Here is a 26,504-nt window from a genome sequence, read left to right as displayed (position 1 = left end):
GTCTTTTCCGTCAGAACCCCGCGGCGTCAACGACGCCTTGATCGCACCCAAAGGAGGTGTGGCCGGCACTTTGAATGAGTTTTGCAAGACCCGCGCCGGCTTTCTCCGCCGAACCCGCATCCTCCGACAAGCCGATCGTCAGTTCGCTGATCACGCGTGCGCCGCCCGCGCGGCGGCAGCTCATATTGACGCGCTCGCCCGCTCCCGCACCGAAGCTCTTGTCGAACGCCGCCTTGATCTGATCCGCCTTGAGCGTCTTGCCGACATTTTCGGCAAAAAGCTCGCGCACTGCCGAACCGTTCAGATCACTGATCAGGCGGGTCGCGACGCCGAAGTAGTCGTCGGCGCTCATCTTCGCGCAGGTGCCGTGCTTCGTCCATTCGTGGCGCTCGAGGCCCGACTGCGTTCCGGGCATCACCTTGTCGAGCGCTGCAGTATTCTCAGGCGTCAGCTTGACCTCCGGCAGCTTTTGCCAATCACCGTCCTTGTCTGCCGCCTGCACGTCCTTGGAGACGCCACAATAGTTCTGCCGCAGCGGCCAGAGACCGTGCAGCGAGAAATTCGTGGCGTCGAAACGCTCCTTCGTCTGGCTGCTGCATTCCGGCTTCTGCTGATTTGTCTGGCAGAATGCCGGCTGCCAGCTTGCGGCCAGAATGAAACGTGTCCTCCCCTGTTCTTCCTGAGCCGGCGCCGCACCGGCAACGACCAACGACACGAAATACGCTGCAAAACGCACAAAAGCCCTGCTCATCCCTACCCCCGAACGAAAGAACAATACGGGAACAACTAAGCATGAAGCCAAACCGTCTGCAACCCTGAATCGCAAGGAAATGCACCGTAAAATCGATGGGTCATGTTGCATTTGCCGGGCGATCTGCTCTGTTGCCGCCAGGAGCATAGAAAATGTATTTGCAGACACAATGGCTTGAGGCGCCTGAAACGGCGCTCGCATTTCATCATGAGCCAGCCGATGACCAGCCGCGCGGCATTCTGCTGATTTTGCATGGACTGGCCGAGCATTCCAAGCGTTACGCAGGCTTTGCAGCCGCAATGGCCGCGCGCGGCTATCATGTCTACGCCCATGATCACCGCGGCCATGGCGCAACGGCGGCAAGCGGCGCTCCGATCGGCCAGTTCGCGCGGCGTGGCGGTGTTGACCGCGTCATCGCCGACGTCGCAGCAATGCGTGATCATGCGGCCTCGCGGCATCCGGGCCTGCCGGTCATCGTTTTCGGCCACTCCATGGGCGGGCTGGTCGCGCTGAACACGGCAATAACCCATCCCGAAAAATTCGACGCGGTTGCCGTGTGGAATTCGAATTTCGCAGTTGGTCTTGCAGGCCGCGCGGCCCAGGCCATCCTGCTTGCCGAGAAAGCCCTGAAAGGCTCGGACGTTCCAAGCGGGTTTTTACCGAGACTCACCTTCGAGGCCTGGGGCAAATCCATCCCTGGCCACCGGACGGCATTCGACTGGCTTTCTCGCGACCCTAGCGAGGTCGACAAATACATCGCCGATCCGCTCTGCGGCTTCGATGCTTCCGTTTCGCTCTGGCTCGACATCTTCGACCTCACCTTCCGCGCGCCGCAGAAGCAACATCTGGATAGGTTGCCCAAAGACCTGCCGATCCACCTCGTCGGCGGCGGCGAGGATCCGGCGACCGAGCGCGGAAAAGCAGTGATCTGGCTGTCGGACCGATTGAAACGCCACGGCTTCTCCCGTATTAGCACTCAGATATATCAGGACATGCGGCACGAAACCTTGAATGAGATCGGTGCCGAAGCTGCAATTTCCGCCTTTGCCGATTGGTGCGATAAAGCAACCGCAAGGTCCTGACGAAAGGACCTTGGAATGAGCAGCGCCGCGACGACCACAAATGTCTCCTCCGAAGTGACGATGGGCCTGCTGCTCATGTTCCTCTCGGTGCTGGTGTCGCCGATCATCGATATCTTCGCGAAACTGGCGATCGTGACAATTCCGTCTGCGGAAATCACCTTGGCTCGCTTTGTCGTTCAAGCACTTTGCATGCTGCCGGTCGTCGTTTTGCGGCGGAGCTGGGCGGCCTTTACATGGCGGCAAAGCGGCTACCATGCGATCCGCGGGGCGATCATCACCATTTCCATGGTGAGCTTCGTGGCAACACTGAAATACATGTCGGTTGCCGATGCGATCGCGATCTTCTTCGTCGAACCGATCATCCTGACGATCCTTTCCAGCATCTTCCTGAAGGAGACCATCGGCTGGCGGCGCTATACGGCCTGCGGCGTCGGCTTCCTGGGGGCGATGCTGATCATCCAGCCGAGCTTCCAGGAAGTCGGGTTCGTGGCGCTCCTGCCGGTGGTCAGCGCGCTCTGCATCGCCATTTTCGCGCTGATGACCCGCGTGCTGTCGCACCGAGAAGACCCTTGGGCGATGCAGTTTCAGACGGGTGTCTGGGGCATGTTGTTCTGCGCCATCCTGCTCTTCATCGGCCAAGGCACCGGCTCGGACGTCTTCGATCCGGTTGTGCCTTCGGCAATCGCCCTTTTCTACCTTGCAGGTGTCGGCGTGATGGCCGCCATCGCAGGCATACTCGGTGTCTACGCCTATCGCTCCGCACCAGCCTCGACGCTCGCGCCGCTGCAGTATTTCGAGATCGTTTCGGCGACGATCTTCGCCTGGCTCGTCTTCGGCGATTTCCCGGATGCCATCAAATGGCTCGGCATTTTGGTCATTATCGCTTCAGGCCTCTACATTCTCTTGCGCGAGCGGCGCTATGCATCGAGGCCGGTATCCGATACATCTGAATCCACACGGGCGCCGTGAGCCGTTCTCGGGAGGAACATGACGGGGAGTAACAAGAAGCCGCCGCTATCAGGCATCAGGGTCATCGAACTCGCCCGCGTCCTGGCAGGTCCCTGGGCAGGCCAGATGCTGGCAGATCTCGGCGCAGACGTCATCAAGGTCGAAAACCCGGAAGGCGGCGACGATACCCGTCAGTGGGGTCCACCCTTCGTCGAGGGAGCGGACGGCGAAAACCTCTCGGCCGCCTACTACCATTCCGCAAACCGCAACAAGCGTTCGATCACCGCTGACCTCAGGACCGAGGAAGGCCAGTCGCTGGTGCGCCGGCTGGTCGCCACCGCCGACGTGCTGATCGAGAATTTCAAGCTCGGCGGGCTGGTGAAATATGGGCTGGACTACGAGAGCCTGCGCAAGGTCAATCCGAAACTCGTCTATTGCTCGATCACCGGCTTCGGCCAGACCGGTCCCTACGCCAATCTCGCGGGCTACGACTACATCGTCCAGGGCATGTCCGGCTTCATGTCGATCACCGGCGAACCGGATCGCCAGCCGATGAAGGCGGGCGTTGCCACCGCCGACATCTTCACAGGCATATATGCGGTCTCGGCGATCGAGGCGGCCCTCATCCACGCCCTGAAAACCGGCGAGGGCCAACTCGTCGACATGGCGCTGCTCGATGTGCAGTCCGCCGTCCTCGCCAATCAGAACATGAATTATCTGATTTCCGGCCGGGCACCGACCCGGCTCGGCAACGCGCACCCGAACATCTCGCCCTATGAGGTCGTACCGGCAGCAGATGGCTACCTCATCCTCGCGGTCGGCAATGACGGCCAGTTTCGGCGCCTCTGCACTATTCTCGGCATCGATAGAATGGCCGACGACGAGCGCTTTTCGACCAACAGGGCGCGCGTCGCAAACCGCGACGAGGTGCGCCGTCTGGTTTCGACGGAGACGTTGAAGTGGCAGAAGGCCGACCTGCTGAAAGCCTGCGAAGCAAATGCGGTGCCTGCCGGCGCAATCAACACGATCGAGGAAATGTTCGCCGATCCGCAAATCAAGGCGCGCGAACTACGTGTGGATCTTCCAGACGCGGCCGGAACTGTGATCCCTGGCGTTAGGACGCCTATCGTGCTTTCCGAAACGCCCTTGCGTTACGAAAGGCCGAGCCCCCGGCTCGGCGAGCATCAGGAAGAAGTTCTGGCAGAACTCGAGGAATTGGAGCGCGCACAGAGGGAGAGGAAACCCGCATCATGAAGAAGACCGGCGGCGAGTTGATTGTCGAAGCGCTTAAGGCAAACGGCGTGTCACGGCTTTCCTGTGTCCCCGGCGAAAGCTTCCTCGCCGTGCTGGATGCCCTTTACGACAGCGAAATCGAAGTGATCGTCTGCCGCCAGGAAGGCGGGGCCGCCATGATGGCCGATTGCTGGGGGAGGCTCACCGGCGAACCCGGCATCTGCATGGTCACCCGCGGCCCCGGCGCCGCCAACGCCACGGCGGGCCTGCATATTGCTCGGCAGGATTCGATCCCGATGATCCTCTTCATCGGCCAGGTCCAACGCGATGCCCGCGAACGCGAGGCTTTCCAGGAGGTCGAATTCCGCCGCGCGCTCACCGAATATGCAAAATGGGTCGGCGAGATCGACGACGCCGCACGCATCCCTGAATTCGTCACCCGCGCCTTTGCCACGGCCACCTCCGGTCGCCCCGGCCCGGTGGTTCTGACGCTCCCCGAAGACATGTTGCGTGACGAGGTGGAGGCGCCGCGTGCCAGGCCTTATGCGCGTGTCGCAGCTCATCCCGGCCGCCGCCAGGTCGACGATTTCTATATGCGGCTGCTTCGGGCCGAGCGTCCGATGGTCATTCTCGGCGGAACACGCTGGGATGCGGATGCGGTGGCCGACTTTCAGGACTTCGCCGCGCGATTCAAGCTGCCGGTCGGCTGCTCCTTCCGCCGCCAGATGCTCTTCGATCACCTGCATCCGGGCTATGCCGGTGACGTCGGCATCGGCATCAATCCGGTGCTTGCCAAAGAGATCAAGGAAAGCGACCTGCTGGTTCTGCTCGGTGGCCGCATGTCGGAAATGCCATCATCGGGCTACACGCTGATCGACATCCCCTACCCGGCACAATCGCTCGTCCACATCCATCCCGATCCCTCCGAACTCGGCCGCGTCTATCGCCCGGACCTTGCGATCTCAGCGTCGCCGCAAGACCTCGTCGCCGCACTTGCCGATCTCGAAGCGCCCGCCGAGCCGCGCTGGTCGGAGCGGACGGAACGCATGCACGAGGCCTATCTTTCCTGGTCGAAACCGCCGCGGACTGGCCCGGGTGCCGTGCACATGGGGCCGATCATGGAATGGATCGAGGGCAACACGAAAGCCGATGCGATCTTTACCAACGGCGCAGGAAACTACGCCACCTGGCTGCACCGCTTCCATCGCTTCCGGCAGTTCAATACGCAAGCCGCGCCGACATCAGGCTCGATGGGCTACGGATTGCCGGCTGCCGTTGCCGCCAAGCAGCTCTTTCCCGAGCGCGAGGTCATCTGCTTTGCGGGCGACGGCTGCTTTCTGATGCATGGTCAGGAATTCGCGACCGCCGTCCGTTACAAGCTGCCGATCATCGCCATCGTCATCAACAACGGCATCTACGGCACCATCCGCATGCATCAGGAGCGCGAATATCCGGGCCGTGTGAGCGGCACCGATCTGACTAATCCGGATTTCGCAGCCCTTGCCCGCGCCTATGGCGGCCACGGCGAGACTGTGGAGACGACGGAGGATTTCGCGCCAGCCTTCGAGCGTGCCCGCGCCAGCGGCAAGCCGGCGATCATCGAGGTGAAACTCGATCCGGAAGTCATCACGCCGACGCGCACGCTGTCGGAGATCGCCCAAACAAAAAGCCGGTGAGCGAACTCACCGGCTTTCGTGTTGGCATATCCTGTGAAGCTTAGTCGATCGCAGCAGTTACTGTGAACTCGACCTTGTACTTCGGCGCAGCGAGCTTGGCTTCGCTCGTCGCGCGGGCCGGCGTGTTCTTCGGGTCGACCCAGGCTTCCCAGGCAGCGTTCATTTCGGCGAAGTAGGACATGTCCGAGAGATAGATCAGCGTCTGCAGGATCTTCGACTTGTTGGAACCTGCAGCAGCGAGCAGACGATCGACTTCGGCGAGCGCCGACTTGCACTGTTCGGTGACGCTCTCGCCTTCGCCGACCTGACCGGCGAGATAGACGGTGTTGCCGTGGATGACTGCGCCGCTCATGCGGGCGCCGACGTCGATACGCTTGATGCTCATGATATTCTCCTGACTGTGAAATGAAGGGCGCGGTCGCAAAGCCGCGCCGGAAGATCAGTTACGAATGTGCTGCGTCTTCTGGTAGATCGCCGTGGAGCGCGCACCGGAGCGGCAATAGCCGAGCATCGGACGCGGAAATTCGTCGAGTGCGTCGACCATGCCCCGCACCGCTTCCTCCGTGACGCCCATCGGCCCCACGGGCACCTGCGCGATCTCGAGACCCAGTTCCTTGGCGCGGGCTTCGATCACCGAAAATGGCGTCTGGTCCGGGCTTTCCTGGTCCGGGCGATGGCAGACGATCGACTTGAAGCCCATCGCCTTGATCTGATCGAGATCCTCCAGCGTGATCTGGCCGGATACCGAATATTCGTCGTCGATCTGGCGGATGTCCATCGCGCGTTTCTCCTCAAAATGAATGGCAGAAGCTCTACGACGCAAGACCGGAAGCGTCAACAAAACAGTTCGCTCAAATGAACGCGAAACGAAGCGCATAGCTCCGGCTTTCGCCTGGCTTCAGCATGTTGAACTCGCCGCCCGCCTGAAGCTCCTCACGCGAAACCCAGCGATGCGAAACCGGTTCGAGGCCGAGCACGTCCGCAGGCGCCTTCTGGTTCCGCCAGACCTGCAGATAGGGCAACGTGTCTGTGCGGAAGCGCACACGCAGCGTCTTGCTGCCGACAGCCGCCATCGGGCCAAGCCGGACCTCCGCTAAGCCGCCTTCGCTGGCCACTGCCTCGACACAGAAGATGCCGCCCAGCTCTTCGCCGAAGGTCCACGGGAAACCGCCGCCGTCGAGCATCTTGCCTTCCAGCCGCGTACCTGGGTCGAACCATTTGCCCCCAGTATTCATGTGGTACATCAGGAGGGTCGGGACCGTCTGGCCGCTGGTGTTGACGATCTTGTCGTCCAGCGACACTTCGCCCGTCGTGCCATCGATGCGCCACAGCCTTTCAATCCGCTGCGTCAATCCTTCGACGGTGACGATATCGATATCGGCGCGGCACTCGGCGTGACCGTTTTCGAACTTGGTCCAGAGAACCTTTGCTGGATGGCCGGAAGCCGACCCATGCAACGGATAGATCTTGCCATCCGTGCGGCCGGGGATCGGCTCGCGATGGCGGATGTGATCCGGACCGCAGGTGAAGAGAAAGCCTTCGAGCGAGTGGTCGATCCGCGGATCGCCGTCGTCCGGAATAGCGCGCTTCGGCGCGATGTCGATGCCTTCGATGATGCATCCGCCGATATCCATCACGGATGTCTCGTCAAGCATCAGGCGCGGCCCCTTGGCGGCGGCGAATTCGATCATCGCGACTCCTCCTTATCTTTGAGATGCCGTAGCGTTAGGATCCGCCCGCCTGTTCGTCAATTGTGGAAAAGACCGCTCGGCGCAACCGGCGCGTCGCAATGGAACCCGCTTATGAAACCAAGCGTTTAGCCGCGGGTAACAACCACAGTTTTTTTCATCTTTTGTTTAGTACGAATCCATAATTTCCACATTAGCGTCAAAATTTGCGGGTGTGTGTCGGCACAGCCACTGGTCGAGGTGAAAGACGTGAATCGCTTTGTAAAATCGGGTTTGTCGCTTGCTGCTGCCGTGCTTGCGTTAACCGCTGTCGCACCCGTTGCGGATGCGCAGCAGTACGGCCGCCGCGAGCGCGGTGTCGTCATGGTAACCCCGGACGGCGCAATTATTGATTACGTGCCGCCCGGCGCTGACGTCTATTATACGCGCGATCGCAACGGCAACCGCGTCCTGGTCGACCGCTATGGCAACGTCGTCGCGACCGAAATGCAGGCCCGCAATTATTATCCGCGGCCGCCTGTCCGCGAAACCTATGGCGATGACCCCTACTATGCCGAGGACAGCGAGGGCGGCCGCTATAGAGAGCGCGGCGCGGTTACCGGCGCCATCCCCCGGGATGCGGAGATCCAGCGCGAACCACTTGACGATCAGCCCTATCCGGGCACGGAGGGCCAGGGCTATCCGCCGAACGAGAACTATGCGTCGATCGAACCGGATCAGCAGTTCCCGACCCAACCGCAACCGGCACCACCCTCAGAGCCAGTGATCACGCTGAAGGGTAAATCGAAGCCGGAGATCGTCGCCATTCAGGTCTTCCTCGATCGCGCCGGCGTTTCTCCGGGCGTCATCGACGGCCACATGGGCTCGAACGTCACCAAGGCGATCTACGCCTACGAGCAGATGACGGGTGAAAAGCTGGACCCGAACAATACCGACGCGATTCTCGAGGAACTTCGTCTGTCTGGCGGACTGCCCATCGTGAGCTACACGATCACGCCCACGGACGCGGCAGGCCCCTATGTCGCTCAGATTCCGGAAGACTATTCGCAGAAGGCGCTTTTGCCGTCGATGGGCTACACATCGACGACCGAAATGCTCGCCGAGCGTTTCCACATGGATGAAGCCTTCCTCAAGGAAATGAACCCCGGCGCCGACTTCACCGTTCCGGGCACGGTTATCAAGGTCGTCAATCCCGGCCAGAACAAGGCCGGCACCGTCGCCAAGATCCTCGCGGACAAGGCCAAGAAGCAAGTCTTCGCTTATGACGACGCAGGCAAGCTCGTCGCCGCTTATCCCGCCTCGATCGGCTCCACCGACACCCCCTCGCCTTCCGGCCTTGTTAACGTCGAACGCGTCGCGCTGAACCCGGGTTACACCTACAACCCGAGGATCAACTTTCAGCAGGGCGCAAACGACAAGATCCTGAATATCCCGCCGGGTCCGAACGGTCCGGTGGGAACGGTCTGGATCGCGCTTTCGAAGCCGACATACGGCATTCACGGCACGCCCGAACCTTCTAAGATCGGCCGCACCCAGAGCCACGGCTGCATTCGCCTGACGAACTGGGATGCAACCGAACTCGCCAAAATGGTGAAGCCCGGCGTGACGGTCGAATTCGTCGATTAAGCCGACTAATCCAAACGCACGTTAGGACCAACAGCCGGCCGCAAGGAAACTGCGGTCGTCAGGATTTTCGCGACAGCGCCGCCAGCAAGTCAGCCAGTTGATTGGCGCGGGCGTCATCCAGCTTCGTGCCTAGATGGTTTTGAAGCGCCGAGGCATAGACCGTCCACATGCGAGCTTGCATGGCGCGCCCTGCCTCGGTCACGAGGACCCACCGGCCCCGGCCGTCCTCGTGAAACACCTCGCGCTGAACAAGCCCTTCCTTCTCCATCCGGTCGATAAGCCGTGAGAGATTGTGTTGCGCCAGCAGCGTGTGCTCTTCGATCTCGTAGGGGCGCAGCTTGCCGTCCTTTGCGCGTGTCAGCTCCAGCAGAACGTCATACCAGCCGAGCGGTGGCAGGGCCGCCGCCTTCAAATCCTGCTCGATCGCCATCAACACCAGCCGTTGAGCACGCATAAGACGCACCCACACTCGCGTGATTGACGGCGAAGGCTGATTCGTTGTGAGGTTTGAACAATCCGACATAGATGCAGTTACATCTATATTGACCCACAAAGCAAGTCGCAATATAGATGCAATTACATCTACAGCGACGGAGCCTTCGCGTTCGATCCGTTGATTCCCGCAAAATAGGAGCTTCATCATGTCCGACGCCAAGCTGACCCTGATCAGCCATCATCTCTGCCCCTACGTCCAGCGCGCCGCCATTGCGCTGATCGAGAAAGGCGTTCCGTTCGAGCGCAGGTATGTCGATCTCGCAGCAAAGCCCGATTGGTTCCTCGCCGTTTCTCCTCTCGGCAAGGTGCCGTTGCTGGTCGTGCGACAGGAGGATGGAATGGAGGCGGTGTTGTTCGAAAGCGCCGTCATCTGCGAATATCTCGAAGAGACCCAACCCGGCATCCCGCTCCATCCGGCCGATCCGCTCGCGCGGGCGCAACATCGCGGCTGGATCGAGTTCGGCTCGTCCATCCTCTCGGACCTGTGGGGATTTGAGACCGCAAAGGATCCCGCGACCTATGAGGCAAAGCGCTTGGCGCTGATCGAAAAGTTCAGACGCATCGAGGCTGAGTTGGGTGCCGGGCCCTTCTTCGCCGGTCATGCATTCAGCCTTGTCGATGCGGTGTTCGCGCCGATTTTCCGCTATTTCGACGTATTCGACGCGATCGCGCCGAACCGCGTGTTCGATGGCCTTGCGCATGTGACGGCCTGGCGAAAGACGCTGGCCAGCCGGGAAAGTGTGAAAGAGGCGGTTACGGAGGACTATGCCGATCGTCTCAAGGTCTTCCTCAAGAACCATGACGCGTGGCTTCTCAGACAGGCCGCTTGAGACGCTGGTTTGTAGCCCCACAAACGCAGCACTATCCCGTGAGTTGAGGTCGCCTCAAGCGACCCCACCTCAGTTCAACGTCCAGATCAAGCCGCGTCGCGCATCAGCAGGCCCGCAAGGCGTGCCGCCGCGGGAAGCCTGACGGGCACCTTGCGCATGATTTCCTCGACAAAACAGAGCGCATTCTCGCGCGCCCTGTCGAGATTGGAGACGCGTGCCGGGTCCATGCTGTGCAGCGTACCGCCGCAATCGAAAATATCGCGGAATGCCGAGCGTTCTATGATGGCTGTATCGAGAACCGGAACATTCCTTTGGCTGAGCAGCGATTTGACGAGCTGCAGCGCACGCGTGGTCACCATCGAGTTGACACGGGTCAGAACCACCGAATGGGCGATCTTGATACCCGCCTTCTCATCCAGATACTGCAGCAGCTCCAGCACCTGCGCGCCGCCACGTGCATCCATGGCGCAGCCCTGGATCGGGATCAGCACATGGTCGGAAAGGCCGATGGCCGTGGCCAGCAGCGGATTGCGTGCGCCGGGCAGATCGATGATGAAGTAGTCGATGGCTTCGCTATTCTCGCTGATGTGCAGTGGAAGCGAGGCGGAGGTCACGAAATCGATGACCTCAAGGTTCGGCACATCGCCGGAAATCTCGTGCCAGCGCGTGATCCAGTGCTGCGGATCGGCGTCGAGGATGGCGACACGATAACCTTTGCGGGCAAGCTCGGTCGCCAGCAAAAGAACAGCCGTGGTCTTGCCGGCGCCGCCCTTGGTGTTTGCAAATGTGATCACTGCCATGTTCGATCCTCAAAGTCGCGAGCCACATCGCTCTCTTGCGCACTTTCGGACTCAGCGTGCGTTAATCCATCCTTTCGAATCATGGTTAACAAAATTTAAACAACGGCGGCGAAATTGCAGTCGGATTTCTCGTATTGCCGAAAACTGGAACGCCGAAAAAACAAAAAAGCCCCGGAAAGCTGGGCTTTCCGGGGCCGATTTGAATGGTCCCGCTTACATCCAAAGGAGCCGGGTGAAATCAGGGTCGATCAGGCGTATACCCGGCTACTTCGCGAGCGGGCTGCATGTTCCGACATCGGCCGGCCTCGGGTGGCCAGCCTGCAGATCGGCCAACTGCGGAAGCGTCGAGTCCGGTCTGCCCAGCGAGGATTCAAAGACGGCACGATTGAGCGTGACTATCCGTCCACTCTTCGAGAAGCTGACCATGTCCTTTTCCCCGACATAAGCCAAGCTTGCCCGGATACGGCAGAAGAACTGCTCGTTACCCTTCGAAACCACCCAGCCGAGACCTCCAAACTTTCCCGGTCCAAGCACGCTAACGGAATAGCCCTGTTCTGCAAGGCTTGGAAAGGACTCAGCGCTTGCCGCGGCCGGCAGTGCCAAGCTCATGAATGCTGCGGCTGCAAACAAACAGCGAGATGAACGATGCATAGATTCCTCCCATTATGCATTTACTCCTCCACCCTCTTTTTTAGGTTTAATAAAGATATTTTGCAATCATTACGATGAAGGTGCGACGACGTATCCCCTTGCGGAACGCCGCCGGCGTGTTTTAGAAGCACTCCGCGAAAAGCGCCTTGGTATTTTCGAGCGTCATCGGCACAGGATTGCCGCCCGCGCTCGGATCCTGGATCGCCATTGCGGACAATTCGGCGATTCGGTCTGGTTTGATTCCCATAGCCGAGAGGCTTTCCGGTACGCCAAGTCCGGCGCGAAGCTGCAACACATAGTCGTAGAAGCCGTCGAAGCCGCCGGAAATGCCGAGATAGGCTGCGGCGCGCGCGATCTTGTCTTCGATGGCCTTGCGGTTGAACCGGAGCACGGCAGGCATGACAACGGCATTGGTCATGCCATGATGCGTGTTGTAGACGGCGCCGATCGGGTGCGACAGCGCATGGATCGCTCCGAGCCCCTTCTGGAAGGCGACGGCGCCCATGGCAGCTGCCGCCATCATGTTGGCGCGGGCTTCGAGGTCCGTTCCCTCTTTGTAGGCGCGCGGCAGGAATTCCTTGGCGAGGCGCATGCCTTCCAGCGCGATGCCGGCCGACATCGGATGATAGAACGGCGACGAATAGGCTTCGAGGCAATGCGCGAAGGCATCCATGCCGGTACCCGCGGTGATGATCTTCGGCATGCCGACCGTCAGTTCCGGATCGGAAATAACCACGCCCGGCAGGAACTTCGGGTGGAAGATGATCTTTTTCACATGCGTTTCTGAATTGGTGATGACGCTGGCGCGGCCGACTTCCGAGCCGGTGCCCGCCGTCGTCGGCACGGCGACGATCGGCGCGATGCCTTCGACGCTCGCGCGCGTCCACCAGTCGCCGATGTCCTCGAAGTCCCAGACCGGGCGCGTCTGCCCGGCCATGAACGCCACGCATTTGCCGAGATCGAGACCGGACCCGCCGCCGAAGGCAACCACGCCGTCATGACCGCCATCCTTGAAGGCCTTCACGCCGGCCTCGAGATTCTTGTCGTTCGGATTCGGATCGACGTCGGCGAAGATCGCGCGGCCGAGGCCGGCGTCTTCAAGGATATCCAGCGCGTTCCTGGTGATGGCCATCGAAGCCAGGCCGCGATCGGTGATCAAGAGGGGCTTCTTCATGCCGAGGCTCTTGCAGGCGTCCGCCAATTCCTTGATGCGGCCGCGGCCGAGCTTGACGGCGGTCGGATAGCTCCAGTTGGCTGTGATGTTGCTGCTCATGCTGTGACTTTCTTGAGGTGGAAGGATTTCGGACGCGTCAAATTGTGGAAACCGATGATCGAAAGCGAGCCGCCGCGGCCGGTTTCCTTGACGCCCGTCCAGCAAAGTGCGGGATCCAGATAGTCGGCGCGGTTCATGAAGACGGTGCCGGTTTCGATCTCGCGGCCAAGCCGCCCTGCCCGCTCCGGATCCTTCGTCCAAAGCGAAGCCGTCAGGCCGTACTGGCTGTCGTTCATCAGCGCCAGCGCTTCATCGTCGCTCTTTACCTTCATGATGCCGACAGCCGGGCCGAAGGTCTCCTCGCGCATGAACGGCATGGAATGATCAACATTGACGAGGATCTGCGGAGCGAGGTAGGCGCCACCATCGTCCTGTGGGAAGAGCTTCGGATCGACGAGCGCCTTGGCGCCCTTGGAAACCGCATCGGCGATCTGCTCGCGCACCACCTTGGCAAAACGCTTGTTAGCCATCGGCCCAAGCGAGGTTTCCGGATCAAGCGGGTTACCGAGCTTGTAGTTCGACACCCAGGCGACCGATTTTTCGACGAACGCGTCATAGAGCGATTCGTGCACATAGATGCGCTCGATGCCGCAGCAGCACTGGCCGGAATTGTAGGTCGCGCCGTCCATCAGCGTGTCGACGGCGGCATCAAGGTCGGCGTCTTCCATGACGTAGCCCGGATCCTTGCCGCCGAGTTCGAGACCGAGGCCCGTAAAGGTACCGGCGGCCGCACGCTCCATCGAGCGGCCGCCTTCGACCGAACCGGTGAAGTTGACAAAGTTGAAGCTGCCGGCAGCGATTAGCGCCGAGGTCGTCTCGTGGTCGAGGAAGACATTCTGGAAGACATCGTCAGGCAGGCCGGCCTCGACGAAGGCCTGCACCAGCCGTTCGCCGACGAGAAGCGTCTGCGATGCATGTTTCAGAACCACGGTATTGCCGGCCATCAGCGCCGGGGCAATCGTGTTGATCGCCGTCATGTAAGGATAATTCCAGGGAGCCACGACGAAGACGACGCCATGCGCTTCGCGCTCGATGCGGCGCTCGAACTTGTCGCTTTCCTCGACGACGAGCGGCGCAAGCGCATCGGCCGCGATCGAGGCCACATAGTTGGAGCGTTCGTTGAAGCCGCGATATTCGCCGCCGTACTTGACCGGGCGGCCCATCTGCCAGGCGAGTTCCGGGACCACGACGTCGGACATCTCGTTGAGCCGCGCAACGCCCTTGAGCACCAGTTGGACGCGCTCTTCGAGCGGCCGTCTCGCCCAGGCCTTCTGTGCCTTGCGGGCACGGGCGACGGCCTCCTTGGCCGCCTCGAGCGAAAGCGCCGGGCGCTCCGCGTAAACCGATCCATCGACCGGTGATATGCATTGGATCATTGTCATTCAATCTCACTCCGATTTTTAACAGGCCAGGGTTTTCACGTGGCCCGCGGCGCCATAGGCGAGGATAGCTCTGTCGCGAGTAATGATGGTCAGGTCGTGCTCGCGTGCGGTGGCAATTAGGATGCGATCAATCGGGTCTTTGTGAATAGGCTGCGGCAGCGCGCAGGAAGCAATAAAGACATCGGCCGTAACAGGTTGTTCCGCCACCTGCGCTTCATGCCTGAAATCGTCGTACCAGCGTTTCGCTTCCCGAGTCTCACGAATTCGGCCCCGCATCAATAGCATTGCCATCTCCCACGCCGTCACTGCGGAAACGAAGACCGGAACGCTGCGGGCTCTGCAATCGGAGAGCGCCGCGACCGCACTCAATGCCAAAGCCTCGTTTTGAGTTATCCAGATCACCGCACAAGTATCCAGAAGGTATGGACTACTCATTGTAGAGCTTTTCGCCCCATTCTTCGTCCCAATCCATCGGCGCTGTCAGGTCAACACCCGGCATGACCGTGATCGTTCCTTTCATGCATCCAAATGCCGGATGCAGTTCGATCAGTGTGCCGTCCGGAGCTTCCATCCAGCGCTTGCCGTCCTTGTGGATGATATCGGCCTCCGTGAACATGTCCACGGGAGGTTCGAGAGCTGACCGGCGGAGATCCTGCACATAAGCCTCCTGCTTCTTCTCCGCAAAGCCAGTCTGCTTGCCACGCCTATGCATGGCAACCTCCGCGACATCCACTCCCAGGAACTGCGCAATCTTGTCTTGTTCTTCAGCCGATACATTGCGACCGCCATTCAGCAGTCGCGACACAGCAGACTTATCAAGCCCCAAAAACGCAGCCAAGGCGCTTGCGGACCGACCCTTTTCACGAAGTTTGAGCCGGAACCATTCCGTGTTAATGGGAAATTTCTTCTCCATAGTCACAACACCTCGCAACTAAACCATCGCAACGCTCTCATCGTGTTGCATTAATGTCAACGTCACGCTCTCTCGAAACCGCGCGCCACTTCCCAGTCCGTCACGCGCCGGTCGTATTCTTCCTGCTCCCATTCGGCCGCGCGGGTGTAGTGATCGATCACGTCGTCGCCGAAGGCGCTGCGCAGCATCTCCGACTTCGTCATGGCGACCGTTGCCGCGCGAAGCGTGCGCGGAATCTCGCGAACCTCGCGTGCGCCGTAGGCATCTCCCACGAAGGGCGCTTCAAGTTCAAGCTTGTTTTCGATGCCGTCGATGCCGGCGGCAAGCAGCGCGGCAAAGGCGAGATAGGGGTTGAGATCGGAACCGCCGACGCGGCACTCTATGCGGATCGCCTTCGTATCGTCGCCGCAGAGACGATAGCCCGCCGTGCGGTTATCCTTGCTCCAGATGGCTTTGGTCGGCGCGAAGGTGCCTGCCATGAAGCGCTTGTAGGAGTTGATGTACGGCGCCAGGAAATAAGTGATTTCGCTGGCATGAGCCAGAAGACCGGCGACATAGTTCTGCATCAGCGGCGACATGCCGTACTTGCCTTTCTCATCGAAGAAAAGCGGCGTCTTGCCGTCCGCGCTCCAGAGCGACTGGTGGACATGCGACGAGCTACCGGCGGACGTGTAGTTCCACTTGGCGAGGAAGGTGATCGCCTTGCCCTTCGACCAGGCGATTTCCTTGCAGCCGTTCTTGATGATGGCGTGCCGGTCGGCCATGGTCAGGGCGTCGGCGTAACGGACGTTGATTTCTTCCTGCCCTGCCGAAGCCTCGCCCTTGGAATTTTCGACCGGGATGCCGGCCCCCTGCAGGCCGGTGCGGATCGCCCGCATCACATCCTCTTCCTTGGTGGTCTGGAAGATGTGGTAGTCTTCATTGTAGGCGCTGGCGAGCTTCAGGTTGCGATAGCCTGAAGCATGGGCTGATTCATAGGTCTGGTCGAACAGGAAGAATTCGAGTTCGGAGGCCATGAAGGCCTTCATGCCCATGGCCTCGAGGCGCTTCACCTGCTTCTTCAGGATCGCTCGCGGCGAATGCGGCACCTCCTCGTGCGTGTGATGGTCGAGCACGTCGCAGAGCACCAGCGCCGTCCCCTCCAGCCACGGAATGCAGCGAAGCGTGGCAAGGTCCGGCTTCATGGTATAGTCGCCATAGCCTTTTTCCCAGCTCGTCGCCTTGTAGCCGGAGACAGTTTCCATCTCCATGTCGGTCGCCTGCAGGTAGTTGCAGCTATGCGTTTCCTTCCACGCGCTGTCGATGAAGTATTCCGCCTGGAAGCGCTTGCCCATCAACCGGCCCTGCATATCCACCTGGCACGCAATAACCGTGTCGATGCGCCCATCGGCTACATCCTGCTTGAGATCGTCGAGAGTATAGCTGCTCATAATTTATCCGCCTGAACCTTGAATTGCGCTCGGAACAACGAAACGCCATGCCCGGGCATGGCGGCCGGAAAAACTTCTTCGTTGAACTATCGGCGGGGCTGCTTGGACTGCAGCCCCGCCAGTTGAGAGGGAAGCCTCAGTTTTTTACACCTCGCCGACAGCCTTCTCAGCGGCGGCGATTTCAGCCTGGCGGCGTGCCACTTCGTCGCCAATCGGCGGGCCTTTGAAGCGGCGGCTCTCGAACCCGAACCAGATGATGGCGGTCAGAACGAGGAAGCCGACGGTGATGTAAAGCGCCCAATCATTCGGCGGCTGGATTCCGAGAATGAAAATCAGCACCATTGCGATGATCGAGAGCACGGCAAAGAGCTTGAACATCCCCTCGCCGAGGTTCCACGGACCCATCTTGTCCCACTTCGACGTGCCCCAGGCGAACAGGCCGAGCGTGATCGGGATCGCGAAGGAGAAGAAGAGGAAGATGACGGTGCACGACACGACGATCGTGTAGACCGGCGTTTCGCCGATCGAGACGAGCGACGAACCCCAAACGAACAGAACCGCAAGGATCGAGCCCGTCCAGATCGCCGCGACCGGCGTGCGGTGTTTTGGGCTGACCTTCGACAACGCCCTGGATGCCGGCAGACCGCCGTCACGCGAGAAGGCGAAGATCATCCGCGATACGGAGGTAACCGTCGCAAGGCCGCACAGCCACTGGCTGACCAGGATTGCGAGGTAGAGGAGGTCCTTGACCAACGGGTTGACCTGACTGTCCATCGCCCAGAAGAACACGTTCCAGCCCTGCTTGGCGGCTTCGTCCATGCTGGGCAGCATCAGAACGAATGCGCAAAGCATGATGTAGCCGAACAGTGCCGACCACAGAACGGACGAGACCATGCCGCGCGGAACGGAATGGGCAGCCTTGACCGTTTCTTCCGACGTATGCGCCGATGCGTCATAGCCGGTGATCGTGTAGATCGGCAGCAGCAGGCCGAGCAGGAAGACCCAGAGGCCAGAGGTGGCGGGCCAGACATTGCCGCCCGCTTCACCCGAATAGTTGGCGAAGGTGAAGAGACGGCCGAACTCGTAGGACGGAGCCGCCAACAGGCAAACCGCCGCAAGCACGATCGCGGTCGCGAAGATGAGGTAGCCCGAGAAGTCCGTCAGCTTGGCGGTCAAGCCTATGCCCATATGGTTCACCAGCGCTTGAGCACCGGTAATGATGACCAAAAAGACGATACGAACCGTGGTTGTGTCCGCCAGGCCGAAATAGGGCGTTCCGAAGGAACCCATGAAGAAATAATAGGTACCGACGTTGATGGCGCCGAGAACGGTCACGAGACCGAGCAGGTTGAACCATGCGGTCACCCAGCCGGTGAAGCGGTTGCCGAGGATGGAACCCCAATGATAAAGCCCGCCCGCGGTTGGATAGGCGGAGCCGATCTGCGCCATCGCAACGGCGAAGACGAGCGAGATGAAGCAACCGAGCGGCCAGCCGATGCCGATTGCGGCGCCGCCCGCCCCGGCAGTTGCCTGCGCGAGCGAGTTGATGCCGCCCGAAAGAATGCAGATGATCGAGAAGGAAACGGCGAAGTTCGAGAATGCACTCATCCGCCTTTCCAGTTCCTGGGCATAGCCCATGGAATGCAGGACGCTCATATCCTGCTTTTTATCAAGTTCGGTATAATCCGACATGACTTCCCCCTGTTTTAGCGATCAGCCGCGGGATTGCGGTTGATCAATGCCAAGTTGCCCGCGGCGTGTTCGCCACGTGCAAATCGCAGTTAGACTGCTCCCTGGGGTCTTCTCTTTATATTCAGGCTTCCAGACTTTGCTGAAGCAGCCCTGTCAGATAGTCGGCCATGACCCCTTGGCCGGCATCGTCACTGATGAGATCGTTGCGGATCTCGATCATTACATTACGAAGCCCGTTGGAAAGCCCGTGCAGGATCAGCGTGTGCGTCACGCCGTCCTGAGGGCCATAAGGCTCGTTTCGTTCGGTTCTGTAGAGGGGCGCGTCGGCGGCAACTGCCAGCATCCGCTCTGCCAGGCGGTCATCGGCATCGTGCAGGATACCAAGCTCGACTGCACGTTCCTTGCCATTATAGACCGGTGTAAAACTGTGAACAGTAACGATGACCGTGTCCTGTCCGCGAACCTGCCGTTCCTTTACGAGCCTGCGCACGGCATCGTGAAAGGGAATGTAGAGCGCTTCCGTGCGGGCAAGCCGCTCTTCCCCACTCAGATTTTGATTGCCGGGGATGGTGTAGATCTCGCTTTTCTCGGGCATCGCGCCCGGCGAATCCGGCGGACGGTTGCAGTCATAGATAAGGCGGGAAAAGCGTTGGTAGACGAGAGTGGCATCAAGCGCAGAGGAGATGTTGCGGGCAACAGCCAAAGCGCCGGGATCCCAAGCGATGTGGCTGTTCAAGGCCTCCTGCGATAGGCCGAGGTCGCCGAACTGCTTAGGCAGCGCGCGCGAGGCATGTTCGCAGATGACCAGCAGCGAGCTCTTGCCGTGCGGCCGCTCGATGCCGACGCATTCTCCATCCGCTTCGCTTAGGACCCTAGTGAGCACGTCGCTGCGCCTCGCCCTGTGCTTAATAAAATCTTTATAAGAAAAGAATTCTTCAGACGATGCGCCGTGTCAAGCGATTCTGAAAATTTCTCTTCACAAAGGAGGTTGACATAGATTGTGACAGCGTTGTTAACTTCCATTGGGAAAGTGGCACAAGACCAATCCCGGGGAGCAAAATCGCGTGACCGCTGCGTCGAAGACGGTTTCGGACGTCATCCATTTGCATTTTGACGTGCTGACGCGCGCAGAGAAGCAGTTGGCCGAGAGTCTGCTGGATAACTATCCCGTTTCCGGGCTAGGCAGCATCACCACGATTGCCGAAAATGCCGGCGTGTCGACGCCCACCGTCGTGCGCATGGTACAGAAACTTGGCTTCAAGGGTTACCCCGACTTCCAGGCGCATCTGCATCAGGAGGTCGAAGCGACGATCTCCAACCCGATCGCCAAGCACGATCGCTGGGCTTCGAACGCGCCGGGTACGCACATTCTCAACCGCTTCGCCGACGCCATCATCGGTAATCTGCGCCAGACACTGAGCGATCTCGACACGGCAACGTTCGACAGCGTCGCGAGCCTGCTTTCGGACCGCAAGCGCGGCCTCTATTTCGTCGGCGGCCGCATCACTGGAGCGCTTGCGGAATATTTCTTCACGCATATGCAGGTCATCCGGCCAAATACCGCCCTGCTCTCGTCCAATTCGTCCAGCTGGCCTCAATACGTTCTCAACATGAATGCGCGCGACCTGCTGATCATCTTCGATATCCGCCGTTACGAGCAGGAAATGGTGAGCCTTGCCCAGGCCGCCCGCACACGCGGCGCCGAGATCATCGTCTTTACCGATCAATGGGGATCGCCTGCGGCGAAGCTCGCCCGGCACACCTTTCGCGTCAAGATTGAGGCACCGTCCGCCTGGGATTCCTCGGTTGTGACCCTCTTTCTAATCGAAGCGCTGATCGAAGCTGTGCAGAACTCCACCTGGGACGAGACCAAAGAACGCATGAAAACGCTGGAAGGCCTGTTCGAGCAGACGAGGCTTTTCCGAAAACCGGGCTAGGAGGAAAGGGGCAAGAATAAACAAACAACGATGACGGGCCGGTACAAATAGAACAGCATGTCGCAAACGAAACAGCGTCTGCAAATACCCGCGATCGTGGCGAATATTACCGTCACGCAACCGTCACACAAGCTTCATCTAACGTCAGTAACAGCATCGCCAGACACTGAAAACCGAAGGAGAACGACAGTGATCTCTAATATTTCTCGACTGCTTTCGCTTTCTACTGCGATCGTCGTAGCTTCGACTGCGATCGCCGCAGCAGAGCCGAGCGCAGAACTCATCGCAGCCGCGAAGAAGGAAGGCACGCTCACGACCATCGCCCTCCCGCACAACTGGTGCGGCTATGGTGACGTCATTGCCGGCTTCAAGGCCAAGTACGGCCTGGAAGTCAACGAGCTGAACCCAGATGCGGGTTCGGGCGATGAAGTCGAAGCCATCAAGGCAAACAAGGGCAACACCGGCCCGCAGGCTCCGGACGTTATCGACGTTGGCCTTTCCTTCGGCCCGACCGCCAAGGCTGAAGGCCTCCTGATGCCCTACAAGGTCTCCACCTGGGACTCCATTCCGGACTCCGCGAAGGACGCCGACGGCTACTGGTACGGCGACTATTACGGCGTTCTCTCCTTTGTCGTGAACACCGACATCGTCAAGAACGTTCCGAAGGACTGGGCTGACCTGAAGAACTCGGACTACGCCAACACGGTTTCGCTCGCTGGCGACCCGCGCGTTTCCAACCAGGCCGTCCAGGCCGTCTACGCCGCCGGTCTCGCAACCGGTGAGAAGGACGCTGCAAAGGCTGGCCAGGCCGGTCTCGATTACTTCGCCGCGCTCAACAAGGCCGGCAACCTCGTTCCCGTGATCGGCAAGTCCGCATCGCTGGCACAGGGTTCGACCCCGATCGTCGTCGCTTGGGACTATAACGGCCTCGCATGGCGCGATAGCCTGAACGGCAACCCGCCGGTCGAAGTCGTCGTTCCGTCGTCGGGCGTTGTTGCCGGCGTTTACGTCCAGGCTATCTCCGCCTTCGCTCCGCATCCGAACGCTGCCAAGCTGTGGATGGAATACCTTTATTCGGACGAAGGCCAGATCGGCTGGCTGAAGGGCTATTGCCACCCGATCCGCTTCAACGACCTCGCTCAGAAGGGCCAGGTTCCGAAGGAACTGCTCGACAAGCTGCCGCCGGCTGAAGGCTATGCCAAGGCCGCCTTCCCGAGCATCGAAGAACAGAACGCAGGTTCCGCCGTGATCACCAAGCAGTGGGACAGCGTCGTCGGCGCCAACGTTCAGTAATAAGCATGACATCGGCCTCCCCGCAAAATGCGGGGAGGCTTTCTTTCACTCCGAGCCCCTGAGTAGCTAAGCCATGAGCACTGTTTCTTCCCCCATGGTCAGCACGGCCCCCTTGATCAACAAAGACCGCGTGATCGATTGGCTTGGCATCGCACCATTCGTTATTTTCTCGCTACTGTTTTTGATCATACCCACCATTTATCTGGTGGCCGGTGCATTCCTCACTCCCGAGGGCAACTTTACCTTCAAGAATATCGGCGACCTGTTCACGCCGGGCATTATGAGTGCTTACTGGATCAGTATCCGCGTTTCGGTCGCCTCGGCGCTCGGTGGCGCGTTGATCGGCTTCTTCCTCGCTTGGGCGGTCGTGCTCGGCGGTCTGCCGAGCAGCGTGCGCTCGACGCTTTTGACCTTCTCCGGCGTCGCATCGAATTTTGCGGGTGTCCCGCTTGCCTTCGCATTCCTGGCGACCCTCGGCCGCACTGGACTCGTCACCCTCTTCCTGCGCGACTGGTTCGGATTCAATCTCTACGGGACGGGCTTTAACCTGCTGTCCTTCTTCGGCCTCACCATCACTTACATGTACTTCCAGATCCCGCTGATGGTGCTGATCCTGACGCCGGCGCTGGACGGCATGAAGAAGGAGTGGCGCGAAGCTTCTGAAATCCTCGGCGCTACCAACCTCCAGTACTGGACGATGGTTGCCCTGCCGATCCTGTGGCCGAGCCTGCTCGGCACCACGCTGCTTCTTTTCGCGAACGCCTTCGGCGCCATCGCAACCGCCTATGCGCTGACCGGCAGCTCCCTCAACATCGTGCCGATCCTGCTTTATGCGCAGATCCGCGGCGACGTTCTTCACAACGCAAACCTCGGCTATGCTATCGCGCTTGGCATGATCGTAATTACCGGCGTCTCAAATGTCCTCTACCTCATGCTGCGCATGCGCGCTGAACGGTGGCAAAAATGAAAGCTCAACGCCTCGGCGCATGGATCGCCATCATTCTGGGTGCATCCTATTTCGTCATCCCGCTGCTCGGCACCCTGGAATTCTCGCTGCGCATGCGCCGCGGAACCTACAGTTTCGACGCTTACGCTTCGGTCTTCTCCGACGAGCAGTTCCGCGCCACTTTCGGCTATTCCATGCTGATGGCGCTGCTGACAATCATCTTCGGCATGCTGCTCGTCGTCCCCACCGCCTATTGGGTTCGCCTGCGCCTGCCGCAAATGCGCCCGATCGTCGAGTTCGTGACGCTGCTGCCTCTCGTCATCCCGGCGATCGTGATCGTGTTCGGCTATCTGCGCATGTATAACTCGTCGTCGATCTTGCCGCTGACCGGCTCTACGACCGGCACGAATATTCTGCTCGTCTGCTCCTATATCACGCTCTCCCTGCCCTACATGTACCGCGCCGTCGATACCGCCATGCGCGCCATCGATGTCCGCACGCTGACGGAAGCGGCCGAAAGCCTCGGAGCCCGGTGGACCACTATCATGTTCCGCTGCATCTTCCCGAACGTCATGAGCGGCGTGCTGTCCGGCGCCTTCATCACGCTCGCGATCGTCATGGGCGAATTCACAATGGCAGCGCTTCTCAACCGGCCGGCCTTCGGACCGTATCTGCAGCTCGTCGGCGCCAACAAGGCCTATGAGCCCTCAGCGCTCGCCGTCATCGCCTTCTCGATCACCTGGCTCAGCATGGGCCTGCTCAACCTCGTTTCCCGTTTTGGCAAAGCCCGCCCGGCTAAGGCATAAGGTATTTGGCTCATGTCTTTTCTCACACTGACCAACATTCAAAAATCCTTCGGCCAGGTTCAGGTCGTTCATAACTTCAACATGGACATCGAGAAGGGGGAATTCGTCTCCTTCCTCGGCCCGTCGGGCTGCGGCAAGACCACGGTCCTGCGCATGATTGCCGGCTTCGAAGCGCCGACAGGTGGCGATCTCTTCATCAACGGCAAGGACCAGCGCCCGCTGAAGCCGAACCAGCGCAACATCGGCATGGTGTTTCAGGCCTACGCGCTGTTCCCGAACATGAGCGTGCATGACAACGTCGCCTTCGGCCTCAAGGTCGCCGGCATGGCGAAGGCCGAGATCGATGCGCGCGTCAAGGAAATGCTCGGCCTCATCCGTCTCGACCATCTGGCGGACCGCTATCCCTACCAGATGTCGGGCGGCCAGCAGCAGCGCGTCGCCCTTGCCCGTGCGCTTGCCGTCAAGCCGCAGGTGCTGCTGCTCGACGAACCGCTCTCCGCGCTCGACGCCAAGATCCGCGTTTCGCTCCGCGAGGAAATTCGCGCGATCCAGCAGCAGCTCGGCATCACCACTGTCTTCGTGACGCACGACCAGGAAGAAGCGCTTTCGATCTCCGACCGCATCGTCGTCATGAACGCCGGTAGGGCAGACCAGATCGGGACGCCATTCGAAATCTATAACACACCTGCCACGCGCTTCGTCGCCTCTTTCGTCGGTACGCTGAACATGATCGAGGCGAAGGTTGTCGATCCGGCCGCTAACCGCATCCAGATCGGCGATCAGGGGGTGACGCTCAAGCATTCGATCGCGGCTTACAAGGCAGGCGACACCGTCTCGCTGGCGCTACGTCCGGAAGCGGGCTCGCTGTCCGATAACGTCAAGAGCGATACGGCGCTGACCGGCGAGGTGGTCTCTGCCCACTTCCTCGGCTCCGTGATCCGCACCCGCATGAACGTAGGCGGCAACGTCATCTCGTTCGACATGTTCAACGCCCCGGGCGTCACGCCGCCGCAGGCAGGCGAGACCGTCACCCTGCGCTTCATGGCAGCTGACCTGCTCGTCATCCGGGACTGATCGAGGCTAGACCAGCCACTGCAACGCAATGCTGCGGCCCGGAGCCCCTCATCCGCCCTCCGGGCACCTTCTCCCCGCTGGGGAGAAGGGAGAACTGCCGCGACGTTGACTTCCCCCTCTCCCCTCGGGGAGAGGGTCAGGGTGAGGGGGCCGAGGCCGCAGCTTTTGTGATACGCGCCGGCAAACGTCTGAAATGCCCTTGAATTAGGCGCCCTAATAGCGCAAGGACCGACATATTACCGGTCCACAGAGAAGCGCAGTCTCATGTCCCCCACCACGACGCCCGCCCCTCGCCGCCTCACCTCTCAGGATTTTCGCACGCTCGGCCTTTCCGCTCTCGGCGGGGCCCTGGAATTCTACGATTTCATCATCTTCGTGTTTTTTGCGCCGGTCATAGGCCATCTGTTCTTTCCGCCGGATATGCCCGATTGGCTGGTGACGATCCAGACCTTCGGCATCTTCGCTGCTGGCTATCTCGTGCGACCTCTGGGCGGCATCGTGCTTGCGCATTTCGGCGACCGCTTCGGCCGCAAGCGCGTCTTTGCCTTTTCGCTCCTGCTGATGGCGCTCTCGACGCTCGGCATGGCCGCCACGCCGACCTATGCCTCGATCGGCATCGCCGCTCCGATCCTCTTGATCCTGATGCGCATTCTGCAAGGTGCGGCGATCGGCGGCGAAGTGCCAGGCGCCTGGACCTTCGTCGCCGAGCACGTGCCCTTCCGGCGTTTCGGCTTTGCTTGTGGCTTTCTTTGCTCGGGCCTGACGCTCGGCATCCTGTTCGGCTCCTTCATCGCGACGATCATCAACTCGGTCTTCACGCAAGAGGACATCGCGGCTTATGCATGGCGCATCCCTTTCTTCCTCGGGGGCATCTTCGGCCTGGTCGCCGTCTATCTTCGCCGCTGGCTGCAGGAAACGCCGATCTTCGCCGAAATGAAGCAGAGCCGTTCGCTTGTGCGCGAGCTGCCGCTGAAGGCGGTGCTCCGCGATCACCCGCGCGGTATCATCATCTCGATGCTGCTCACCTGGGTTCTCTCCGCCGGCATCGTCGTGACGACGCTGATGACCGCGACGTTCCTGCAGAAGCTTTACGGCTATACGGCCCAGCAATCGCTTGCCGCGACGAGCTTCGGCACGCTGTTCCTGATCTTCGGCACCGCAGCCGCAGGCGCGATCGTCGACCGCGTCGGCTCCGGCAAGTTCTTCGTCGTGTCGAGCATCTTTTTCGGCGTCGCGACGTTCGCCTTCTACAGCTATGCTGCCGTCTCGATGAGCCTGCTCTTTGTGCTCTACGCGATCATGGGACTTTCTGTCGGAATGGTTGGCGCGGTGCCTTATGTGATGGTCCGCGCTTTCCCGGCGCGCGTCCGTTTCACTGGCCTGTCCTTCTCGTATAACGTCTCCTACGCCATCTTCGGCGGTCTAACCCCTCTCGCGGTCGCCTCACTTCTGGCGGTCAGTCCGATGGCGCATGCCTACTATCTGCTCTTCATCGCAGCGCTCACCTTCGCTCTCGGCCTTTACCTGATGGCAAAGGGAGACCGCATCGAAGCAGAGGTCGGCATCGAAGAACTGACTGAGCGGCTGGCGGCACGGACCTGAGCAATCGAAACAGGGGGCGAAAGTCCGCCCGCATTTTGCACGGCGAGATAATTCGATGATTACTTGCTACTTGCGCTACGTGATCGCCCCCTACAAGCTCGCTGAGTTCGAAGAATACGCACGCCTCTGGATCCCGATCGTCAATCGGATGGGCGGCACGCATCACGGCTATTTCCTGCCGTCAGAAGGCGCCAACAACATCGCTATTGCGCTGTTTTCCTTTCCAAGCCTCGCGGCCTACGAAGACTACCGCAGGCGCATGGCAACTGATCCGGAATGCCAGGCGGCCTTCGATCTCGATCGACGCAACCGCAGCATCGTCAGCTACGAACGCAGTTTCATGCGTCCCGTGCTTGGCTGATCGGCAAAGAAAAGC

General features: G+C 60.2%; 27 protein-coding genes. 13 read left to right on the top strand and 14 right to left on the bottom strand.

Annotation, left to right across the window (positions count from 1 at the left end):
* Nucleotides 1-10: 10 nt before the first annotated feature.
* Nucleotides 11-751, bottom strand: a complete 741-nt coding sequence (locus HGP14_RS14990; protein ID WP_168830659.1) for a ribonuclease T2 family protein — start codon at nucleotides 749-751, stop codon at nucleotides 11-13.
* Nucleotides 752-903: 152 nt separating this feature from the next.
* Between HGP14_RS14990 and HGP14_RS14985 the strand changes: the two genes are divergently transcribed.
* Genes HGP14_RS14985 through HGP14_RS14970 form a run of 4 tightly spaced genes read left to right on the top strand, consistent with a single transcriptional unit; the run spans nucleotide 904 to nucleotide 5,690 of the window.
* Entirely contained in the window at nucleotides 904-1,833 is a 930-nt protein-coding gene (locus HGP14_RS14985) for an alpha/beta fold hydrolase (protein ID WP_168830658.1), read from the top strand.
* Between the two features lie 15 nt (nucleotides 1,834-1,848).
* Complete coding sequence (locus HGP14_RS14980; RefSeq protein ID WP_168830657.1) at nucleotides 1,849-2,802, top strand: DMT family transporter; 954 nt, start codon at nucleotides 1,849-1,851, stop codon at nucleotides 2,800-2,802.
* 18 nt (nucleotides 2,803-2,820) lie between these two features.
* Nucleotides 2,821-4,035, top strand: coding sequence for a CaiB/BaiF CoA-transferase family protein (locus tag HGP14_RS14975; protein ID WP_168830656.1), 1,215 nt, complete (start codon nucleotides 2,821-2,823; stop codon nucleotides 4,033-4,035).
* On the top strand, nucleotides 4,032-5,690 hold the full coding sequence (locus HGP14_RS14970; RefSeq protein ID WP_168830655.1) for a thiamine pyrophosphate-binding protein: 1,659 nt from the start codon (nucleotides 4,032-4,034) through the stop codon (nucleotides 5,688-5,690). Before HGP14_RS14975 ends, HGP14_RS14970 begins: the two co-directional genes overlap by 4 nt.
* A 40-nt stretch (nucleotides 5,691-5,730) precedes the next feature.
* On the opposite strand, the gene HGP14_RS14965 is transcribed toward HGP14_RS14970, so the two are convergent.
* From HGP14_RS14965 to HGP14_RS14955, 3 genes are all read right to left on the bottom strand, one after another.
* Nucleotides 5,731-6,075, bottom strand: coding sequence for a RidA family protein (locus HGP14_RS14965; RefSeq protein ID WP_168830654.1), 345 nt, complete (start codon nucleotides 6,073-6,075; stop codon nucleotides 5,731-5,733).
* Between the two features lie 54 nt (nucleotides 6,076-6,129).
* On the bottom strand, nucleotides 6,130-6,468 hold the full coding sequence (locus HGP14_RS14960) for a TIGR01244 family sulfur transferase (protein ID WP_168830653.1): 339 nt from the start codon (nucleotides 6,466-6,468) through the stop codon (nucleotides 6,130-6,132).
* A 73-nt stretch (nucleotides 6,469-6,541) separates the two neighbouring features.
* Nucleotides 6,542-7,381: a DUF4432 family protein gene (locus tag HGP14_RS14955; RefSeq protein WP_168830652.1), complete on the bottom strand. Its 840-nt coding sequence runs from the start codon at nucleotides 7,379-7,381 to the stop codon at nucleotides 6,542-6,544.
* A gap of 246 nt (nucleotides 7,382-7,627) precedes the next feature.
* On the opposite strand from HGP14_RS14955, the gene HGP14_RS14950 reads away from it, so the two are divergent.
* Complete coding sequence (locus HGP14_RS14950; protein ID WP_168830651.1) at nucleotides 7,628-9,004, top strand: L,D-transpeptidase; 1,377 nt, start codon at nucleotides 7,628-7,630, stop codon at nucleotides 9,002-9,004.
* Between the two features lie 58 nt (nucleotides 9,005-9,062).
* On the opposite strand, the gene HGP14_RS14945 is transcribed toward HGP14_RS14950, so the two are convergent.
* Entirely contained in the window at nucleotides 9,063-9,527 is a 465-nt protein-coding gene (locus HGP14_RS14945; protein WP_168830844.1) for a MarR family winged helix-turn-helix transcriptional regulator, read from the bottom strand.
* 118 nt (nucleotides 9,528-9,645) lie between these two features.
* On the opposite strand from HGP14_RS14945, the gene HGP14_RS14940 reads away from it, so the two are divergent.
* Entirely contained in the window at nucleotides 9,646-10,329 is a 684-nt protein-coding gene (locus HGP14_RS14940) for a glutathione S-transferase family protein (protein WP_168830650.1), read from the top strand.
* Nucleotides 10,330-10,415: 86 nt separating this feature from the next.
* Here the strand turns inward: HGP14_RS14940 and HGP14_RS14935 are convergent, their stop codons facing one another.
* The 9 genes from HGP14_RS14935 to HGP14_RS14895 all read right to left on the bottom strand — a co-directional run bounded on the left by HGP14_RS14935 (nucleotide 10,416) and on the right by HGP14_RS14895 (nucleotide 19,353).
* Nucleotides 10,416-11,129, bottom strand: coding sequence for a ParA family protein (locus tag HGP14_RS14935; protein WP_168830649.1), 714 nt, complete (start codon nucleotides 11,127-11,129; stop codon nucleotides 10,416-10,418).
* Between the two features lie 264 nt (nucleotides 11,130-11,393).
* Nucleotides 11,394-11,780, bottom strand: coding sequence for a hypothetical protein (locus HGP14_RS14930; RefSeq protein ID WP_168830648.1), 387 nt, complete (start codon nucleotides 11,778-11,780; stop codon nucleotides 11,394-11,396).
* A 121-nt stretch (nucleotides 11,781-11,901) separates the two neighbouring features.
* Nucleotides 11,902-13,053 (bottom strand): iron-containing alcohol dehydrogenase, encoded by a 1,152-nt coding sequence (locus tag HGP14_RS14925; RefSeq protein WP_168830647.1) that lies wholly within the window; start codon nucleotides 13,051-13,053, stop codon nucleotides 11,902-11,904.
* Nucleotides 13,050-14,435, bottom strand: coding sequence for an aldehyde dehydrogenase family protein (locus tag HGP14_RS14920; protein ID WP_168830646.1), 1,386 nt, complete (start codon nucleotides 14,433-14,435; stop codon nucleotides 13,050-13,052). The genes HGP14_RS14925 and HGP14_RS14920 overlap by 4 nt, the downstream gene beginning before the upstream one ends.
* Nucleotides 14,436-14,453: 18 nt before the next feature.
* Complete coding sequence (locus HGP14_RS14915; protein ID WP_168830645.1) at nucleotides 14,454-14,870, bottom strand: type II toxin-antitoxin system VapC family toxin; 417 nt, start codon at nucleotides 14,868-14,870, stop codon at nucleotides 14,454-14,456.
* Nucleotides 14,863-15,348 carry a helix-turn-helix domain-containing protein gene (locus tag HGP14_RS14910; protein ID WP_205927170.1) on the bottom strand — a complete coding sequence of 162 codons (486 nt, stop codon included), beginning with the start codon at nucleotides 15,346-15,348 and terminating at the stop codon, nucleotides 14,863-14,865. The genes HGP14_RS14915 and HGP14_RS14910 overlap by 8 nt, the downstream gene beginning before the upstream one ends.
* 62 nt (nucleotides 15,349-15,410) lie before the next feature.
* Entirely contained in the window at nucleotides 15,411-16,778 is a 1,368-nt protein-coding gene (locus HGP14_RS14905) for a glutamine synthetase family protein (RefSeq protein WP_168830643.1), read from the bottom strand.
* A gap of 144 nt (nucleotides 16,779-16,922) precedes the next feature.
* Complete coding sequence (locus HGP14_RS14900; RefSeq protein WP_168830642.1) at nucleotides 16,923-18,470, bottom strand: amino acid permease; 1,548 nt, start codon at nucleotides 18,468-18,470, stop codon at nucleotides 16,923-16,925.
* Nucleotides 18,471-18,591: 121 nt separating this feature from the next.
* On the bottom strand, nucleotides 18,592-19,353 hold the full coding sequence (locus tag HGP14_RS14895; RefSeq protein WP_168830641.1) for an N-formylglutamate amidohydrolase: 762 nt from the start codon (nucleotides 19,351-19,353) through the stop codon (nucleotides 18,592-18,594).
* 181 nt (nucleotides 19,354-19,534) lie between these two features.
* Between HGP14_RS14895 and HGP14_RS14890 the strand changes: the two genes are divergently transcribed.
* The 7 genes from HGP14_RS14890 to HGP14_RS14860 all read left to right on the top strand — a co-directional run bounded on the left by HGP14_RS14890 (nucleotide 19,535) and on the right by HGP14_RS14860 (nucleotide 26,489).
* Nucleotides 19,535-20,407 carry a MurR/RpiR family transcriptional regulator gene (locus HGP14_RS14890; protein WP_168830640.1) on the top strand — a complete coding sequence of 291 codons (873 nt, stop codon included), beginning with the start codon at nucleotides 19,535-19,537 and terminating at the stop codon, nucleotides 20,405-20,407.
* A gap of 189 nt (nucleotides 20,408-20,596) precedes the next feature.
* The gene (locus HGP14_RS14885; RefSeq protein ID WP_168830639.1) at nucleotides 20,597-21,700 is read left to right on the top strand and encodes an ABC transporter substrate-binding protein; all 1,104 of its coding nucleotides are present in this window, start codon (nucleotides 20,597-20,599) and stop codon (nucleotides 21,698-21,700) included.
* A 73-nt stretch (nucleotides 21,701-21,773) separates the two neighbouring features.
* Entirely contained in the window at nucleotides 21,774-22,667 is an 894-nt protein-coding gene (locus HGP14_RS14880) for an ABC transporter permease subunit (protein WP_168830638.1), read from the top strand.
* Entirely contained in the window at nucleotides 22,664-23,452 is a 789-nt protein-coding gene (locus HGP14_RS14875; protein ID WP_168830637.1) for an ABC transporter permease, read from the top strand. The genes HGP14_RS14880 and HGP14_RS14875 overlap by 4 nt, the downstream gene beginning before the upstream one ends.
* Nucleotides 23,453-23,464: 12 nt before the next feature.
* Entirely contained in the window at nucleotides 23,465-24,526 is a 1,062-nt protein-coding gene (locus tag HGP14_RS14870) for an ABC transporter ATP-binding protein (RefSeq protein ID WP_168830636.1), read from the top strand.
* Nucleotides 24,527-24,790: 264 nt separating this feature from the next.
* A complete protein-coding gene (locus HGP14_RS14865) occupies nucleotides 24,791-26,128 on the top strand; it encodes an MFS transporter (protein WP_168830635.1) in 1,338 nt (445 codons plus the stop codon).
* Nucleotides 26,129-26,183: 55 nt separating this feature from the next.
* Nucleotides 26,184-26,489 (top strand): NIPSNAP family protein, encoded by a 306-nt coding sequence (locus tag HGP14_RS14860; protein WP_168830634.1) that lies wholly within the window; start codon nucleotides 26,184-26,186, stop codon nucleotides 26,487-26,489.
* Nucleotides 26,490-26,504: the final 15 nt, after the last annotated feature.

The organism is Rhizobium sp. P32RR-XVIII (assembly GCF_012641395.1).
In the GTDB taxonomy this organism is placed as follows: Bacteria; Pseudomonadota; Alphaproteobacteria; order Rhizobiales; family Rhizobiaceae; genus Rhizobium.
Note: the sequence above shows the minus strand (reverse complement) of the source record. Positions and strands in the feature narration are given on the sequence as shown.

Excerpts from the sequence above, each read along its gene's own strand:
- HGP14_RS14985 (WP_168830658.1), top strand. The coding sequence starts at position 904 with ATGTATTTGCAGACACAATGGCTTGAGGCGCCTGAAACGGCGCTCGCA.
- HGP14_RS14965 (WP_168830654.1), bottom strand. The coding sequence starts at position 6,075 with ATGAGCATCAAGCGTATCGACGTCGGCGCCCGCATGAGCGGCGCAGTC.
- HGP14_RS14940 (WP_168830650.1), top strand. The coding sequence starts at position 9,646 with ATGTCCGACGCCAAGCTGACCCTGATCAGCCATCATCTCTGCCCCTAC.
- HGP14_RS14870 (WP_168830636.1), top strand. The coding sequence starts at position 23,465 with ATGTCTTTTCTCACACTGACCAACATTCAAAAATCCTTCGGCCAGGTT.
- HGP14_RS14915 (WP_168830645.1), bottom strand. The coding sequence starts at position 14,870 with ATGAGTAGTCCATACCTTCTGGATACTTGTGCGGTGATCTGGATAACT.
- HGP14_RS14925 (WP_168830647.1), bottom strand. The coding sequence starts at position 13,053 with ATGAGCAGCAACATCACAGCCAACTGGAGCTATCCGACCGCCGTCAAG.
- HGP14_RS14955 (WP_168830652.1), bottom strand. The coding sequence starts at position 7,381 with ATGATCGAATTCGCCGCCGCCAAGGGGCCGCGCCTGATGCTTGACGAG.
- HGP14_RS14880 (WP_168830638.1), top strand. The coding sequence starts at position 21,774 with ATGAGCACTGTTTCTTCCCCCATGGTCAGCACGGCCCCCTTGATCAAC.
- HGP14_RS14930 (WP_168830648.1), bottom strand. The coding sequence starts at position 11,780 with ATGCATCGTTCATCTCGCTGTTTGTTTGCAGCCGCAGCATTCATGAGC.
- HGP14_RS14875 (WP_168830637.1), top strand. The coding sequence starts at position 22,664 with ATGAAAGCTCAACGCCTCGGCGCATGGATCGCCATCATTCTGGGTGCA.
- HGP14_RS14900 (WP_168830642.1), bottom strand. The coding sequence starts at position 18,470 with ATGTCGGATTATACCGAACTTGATAAAAAGCAGGATATGAGCGTCCTG.
- HGP14_RS14975 (WP_168830656.1), top strand. The coding sequence starts at position 2,821 with ATGACGGGGAGTAACAAGAAGCCGCCGCTATCAGGCATCAGGGTCATC.
- HGP14_RS14920 (WP_168830646.1), bottom strand. The coding sequence starts at position 14,435 with ATGACAATGATCCAATGCATATCACCGGTCGATGGATCGGTTTACGCG.
- HGP14_RS14970 (WP_168830655.1), top strand. The coding sequence starts at position 4,032 with ATGAAGAAGACCGGCGGCGAGTTGATTGTCGAAGCGCTTAAGGCAAAC.
- HGP14_RS14910 (WP_205927170.1), bottom strand. The coding sequence starts at position 15,348 with ATGGAGAAGAAATTTCCCATTAACACGGAATGGTTCCGGCTCAAACTT.
- HGP14_RS14980 (WP_168830657.1), top strand. The coding sequence starts at position 1,849 with ATGAGCAGCGCCGCGACGACCACAAATGTCTCCTCCGAAGTGACGATG.
- HGP14_RS14905 (WP_168830643.1), bottom strand. The coding sequence starts at position 16,778 with ATGAGCAGCTATACTCTCGACGATCTCAAGCAGGATGTAGCCGATGGG.
- HGP14_RS14960 (WP_168830653.1), bottom strand. The coding sequence starts at position 6,468 with ATGGACATCCGCCAGATCGACGACGAATATTCGGTATCCGGCCAGATC.
- HGP14_RS14990 (WP_168830659.1), bottom strand. The coding sequence starts at position 751 with ATGAGCAGGGCTTTTGTGCGTTTTGCAGCGTATTTCGTGTCGTTGGTC.
- HGP14_RS14865 (WP_168830635.1), top strand. The coding sequence starts at position 24,791 with ATGTCCCCCACCACGACGCCCGCCCCTCGCCGCCTCACCTCTCAGGAT.
- HGP14_RS14860 (WP_168830634.1), top strand. The coding sequence starts at position 26,184 with ATGATTACTTGCTACTTGCGCTACGTGATCGCCCCCTACAAGCTCGCT.
- HGP14_RS14945 (WP_168830844.1), bottom strand. The coding sequence starts at position 9,527 with ATGTCGGATTGTTCAAACCTCACAACGAATCAGCCTTCGCCGTCAATC.
- HGP14_RS14935 (WP_168830649.1), bottom strand. The coding sequence starts at position 11,129 with ATGGCAGTGATCACATTTGCAAACACCAAGGGCGGCGCCGGCAAGACC.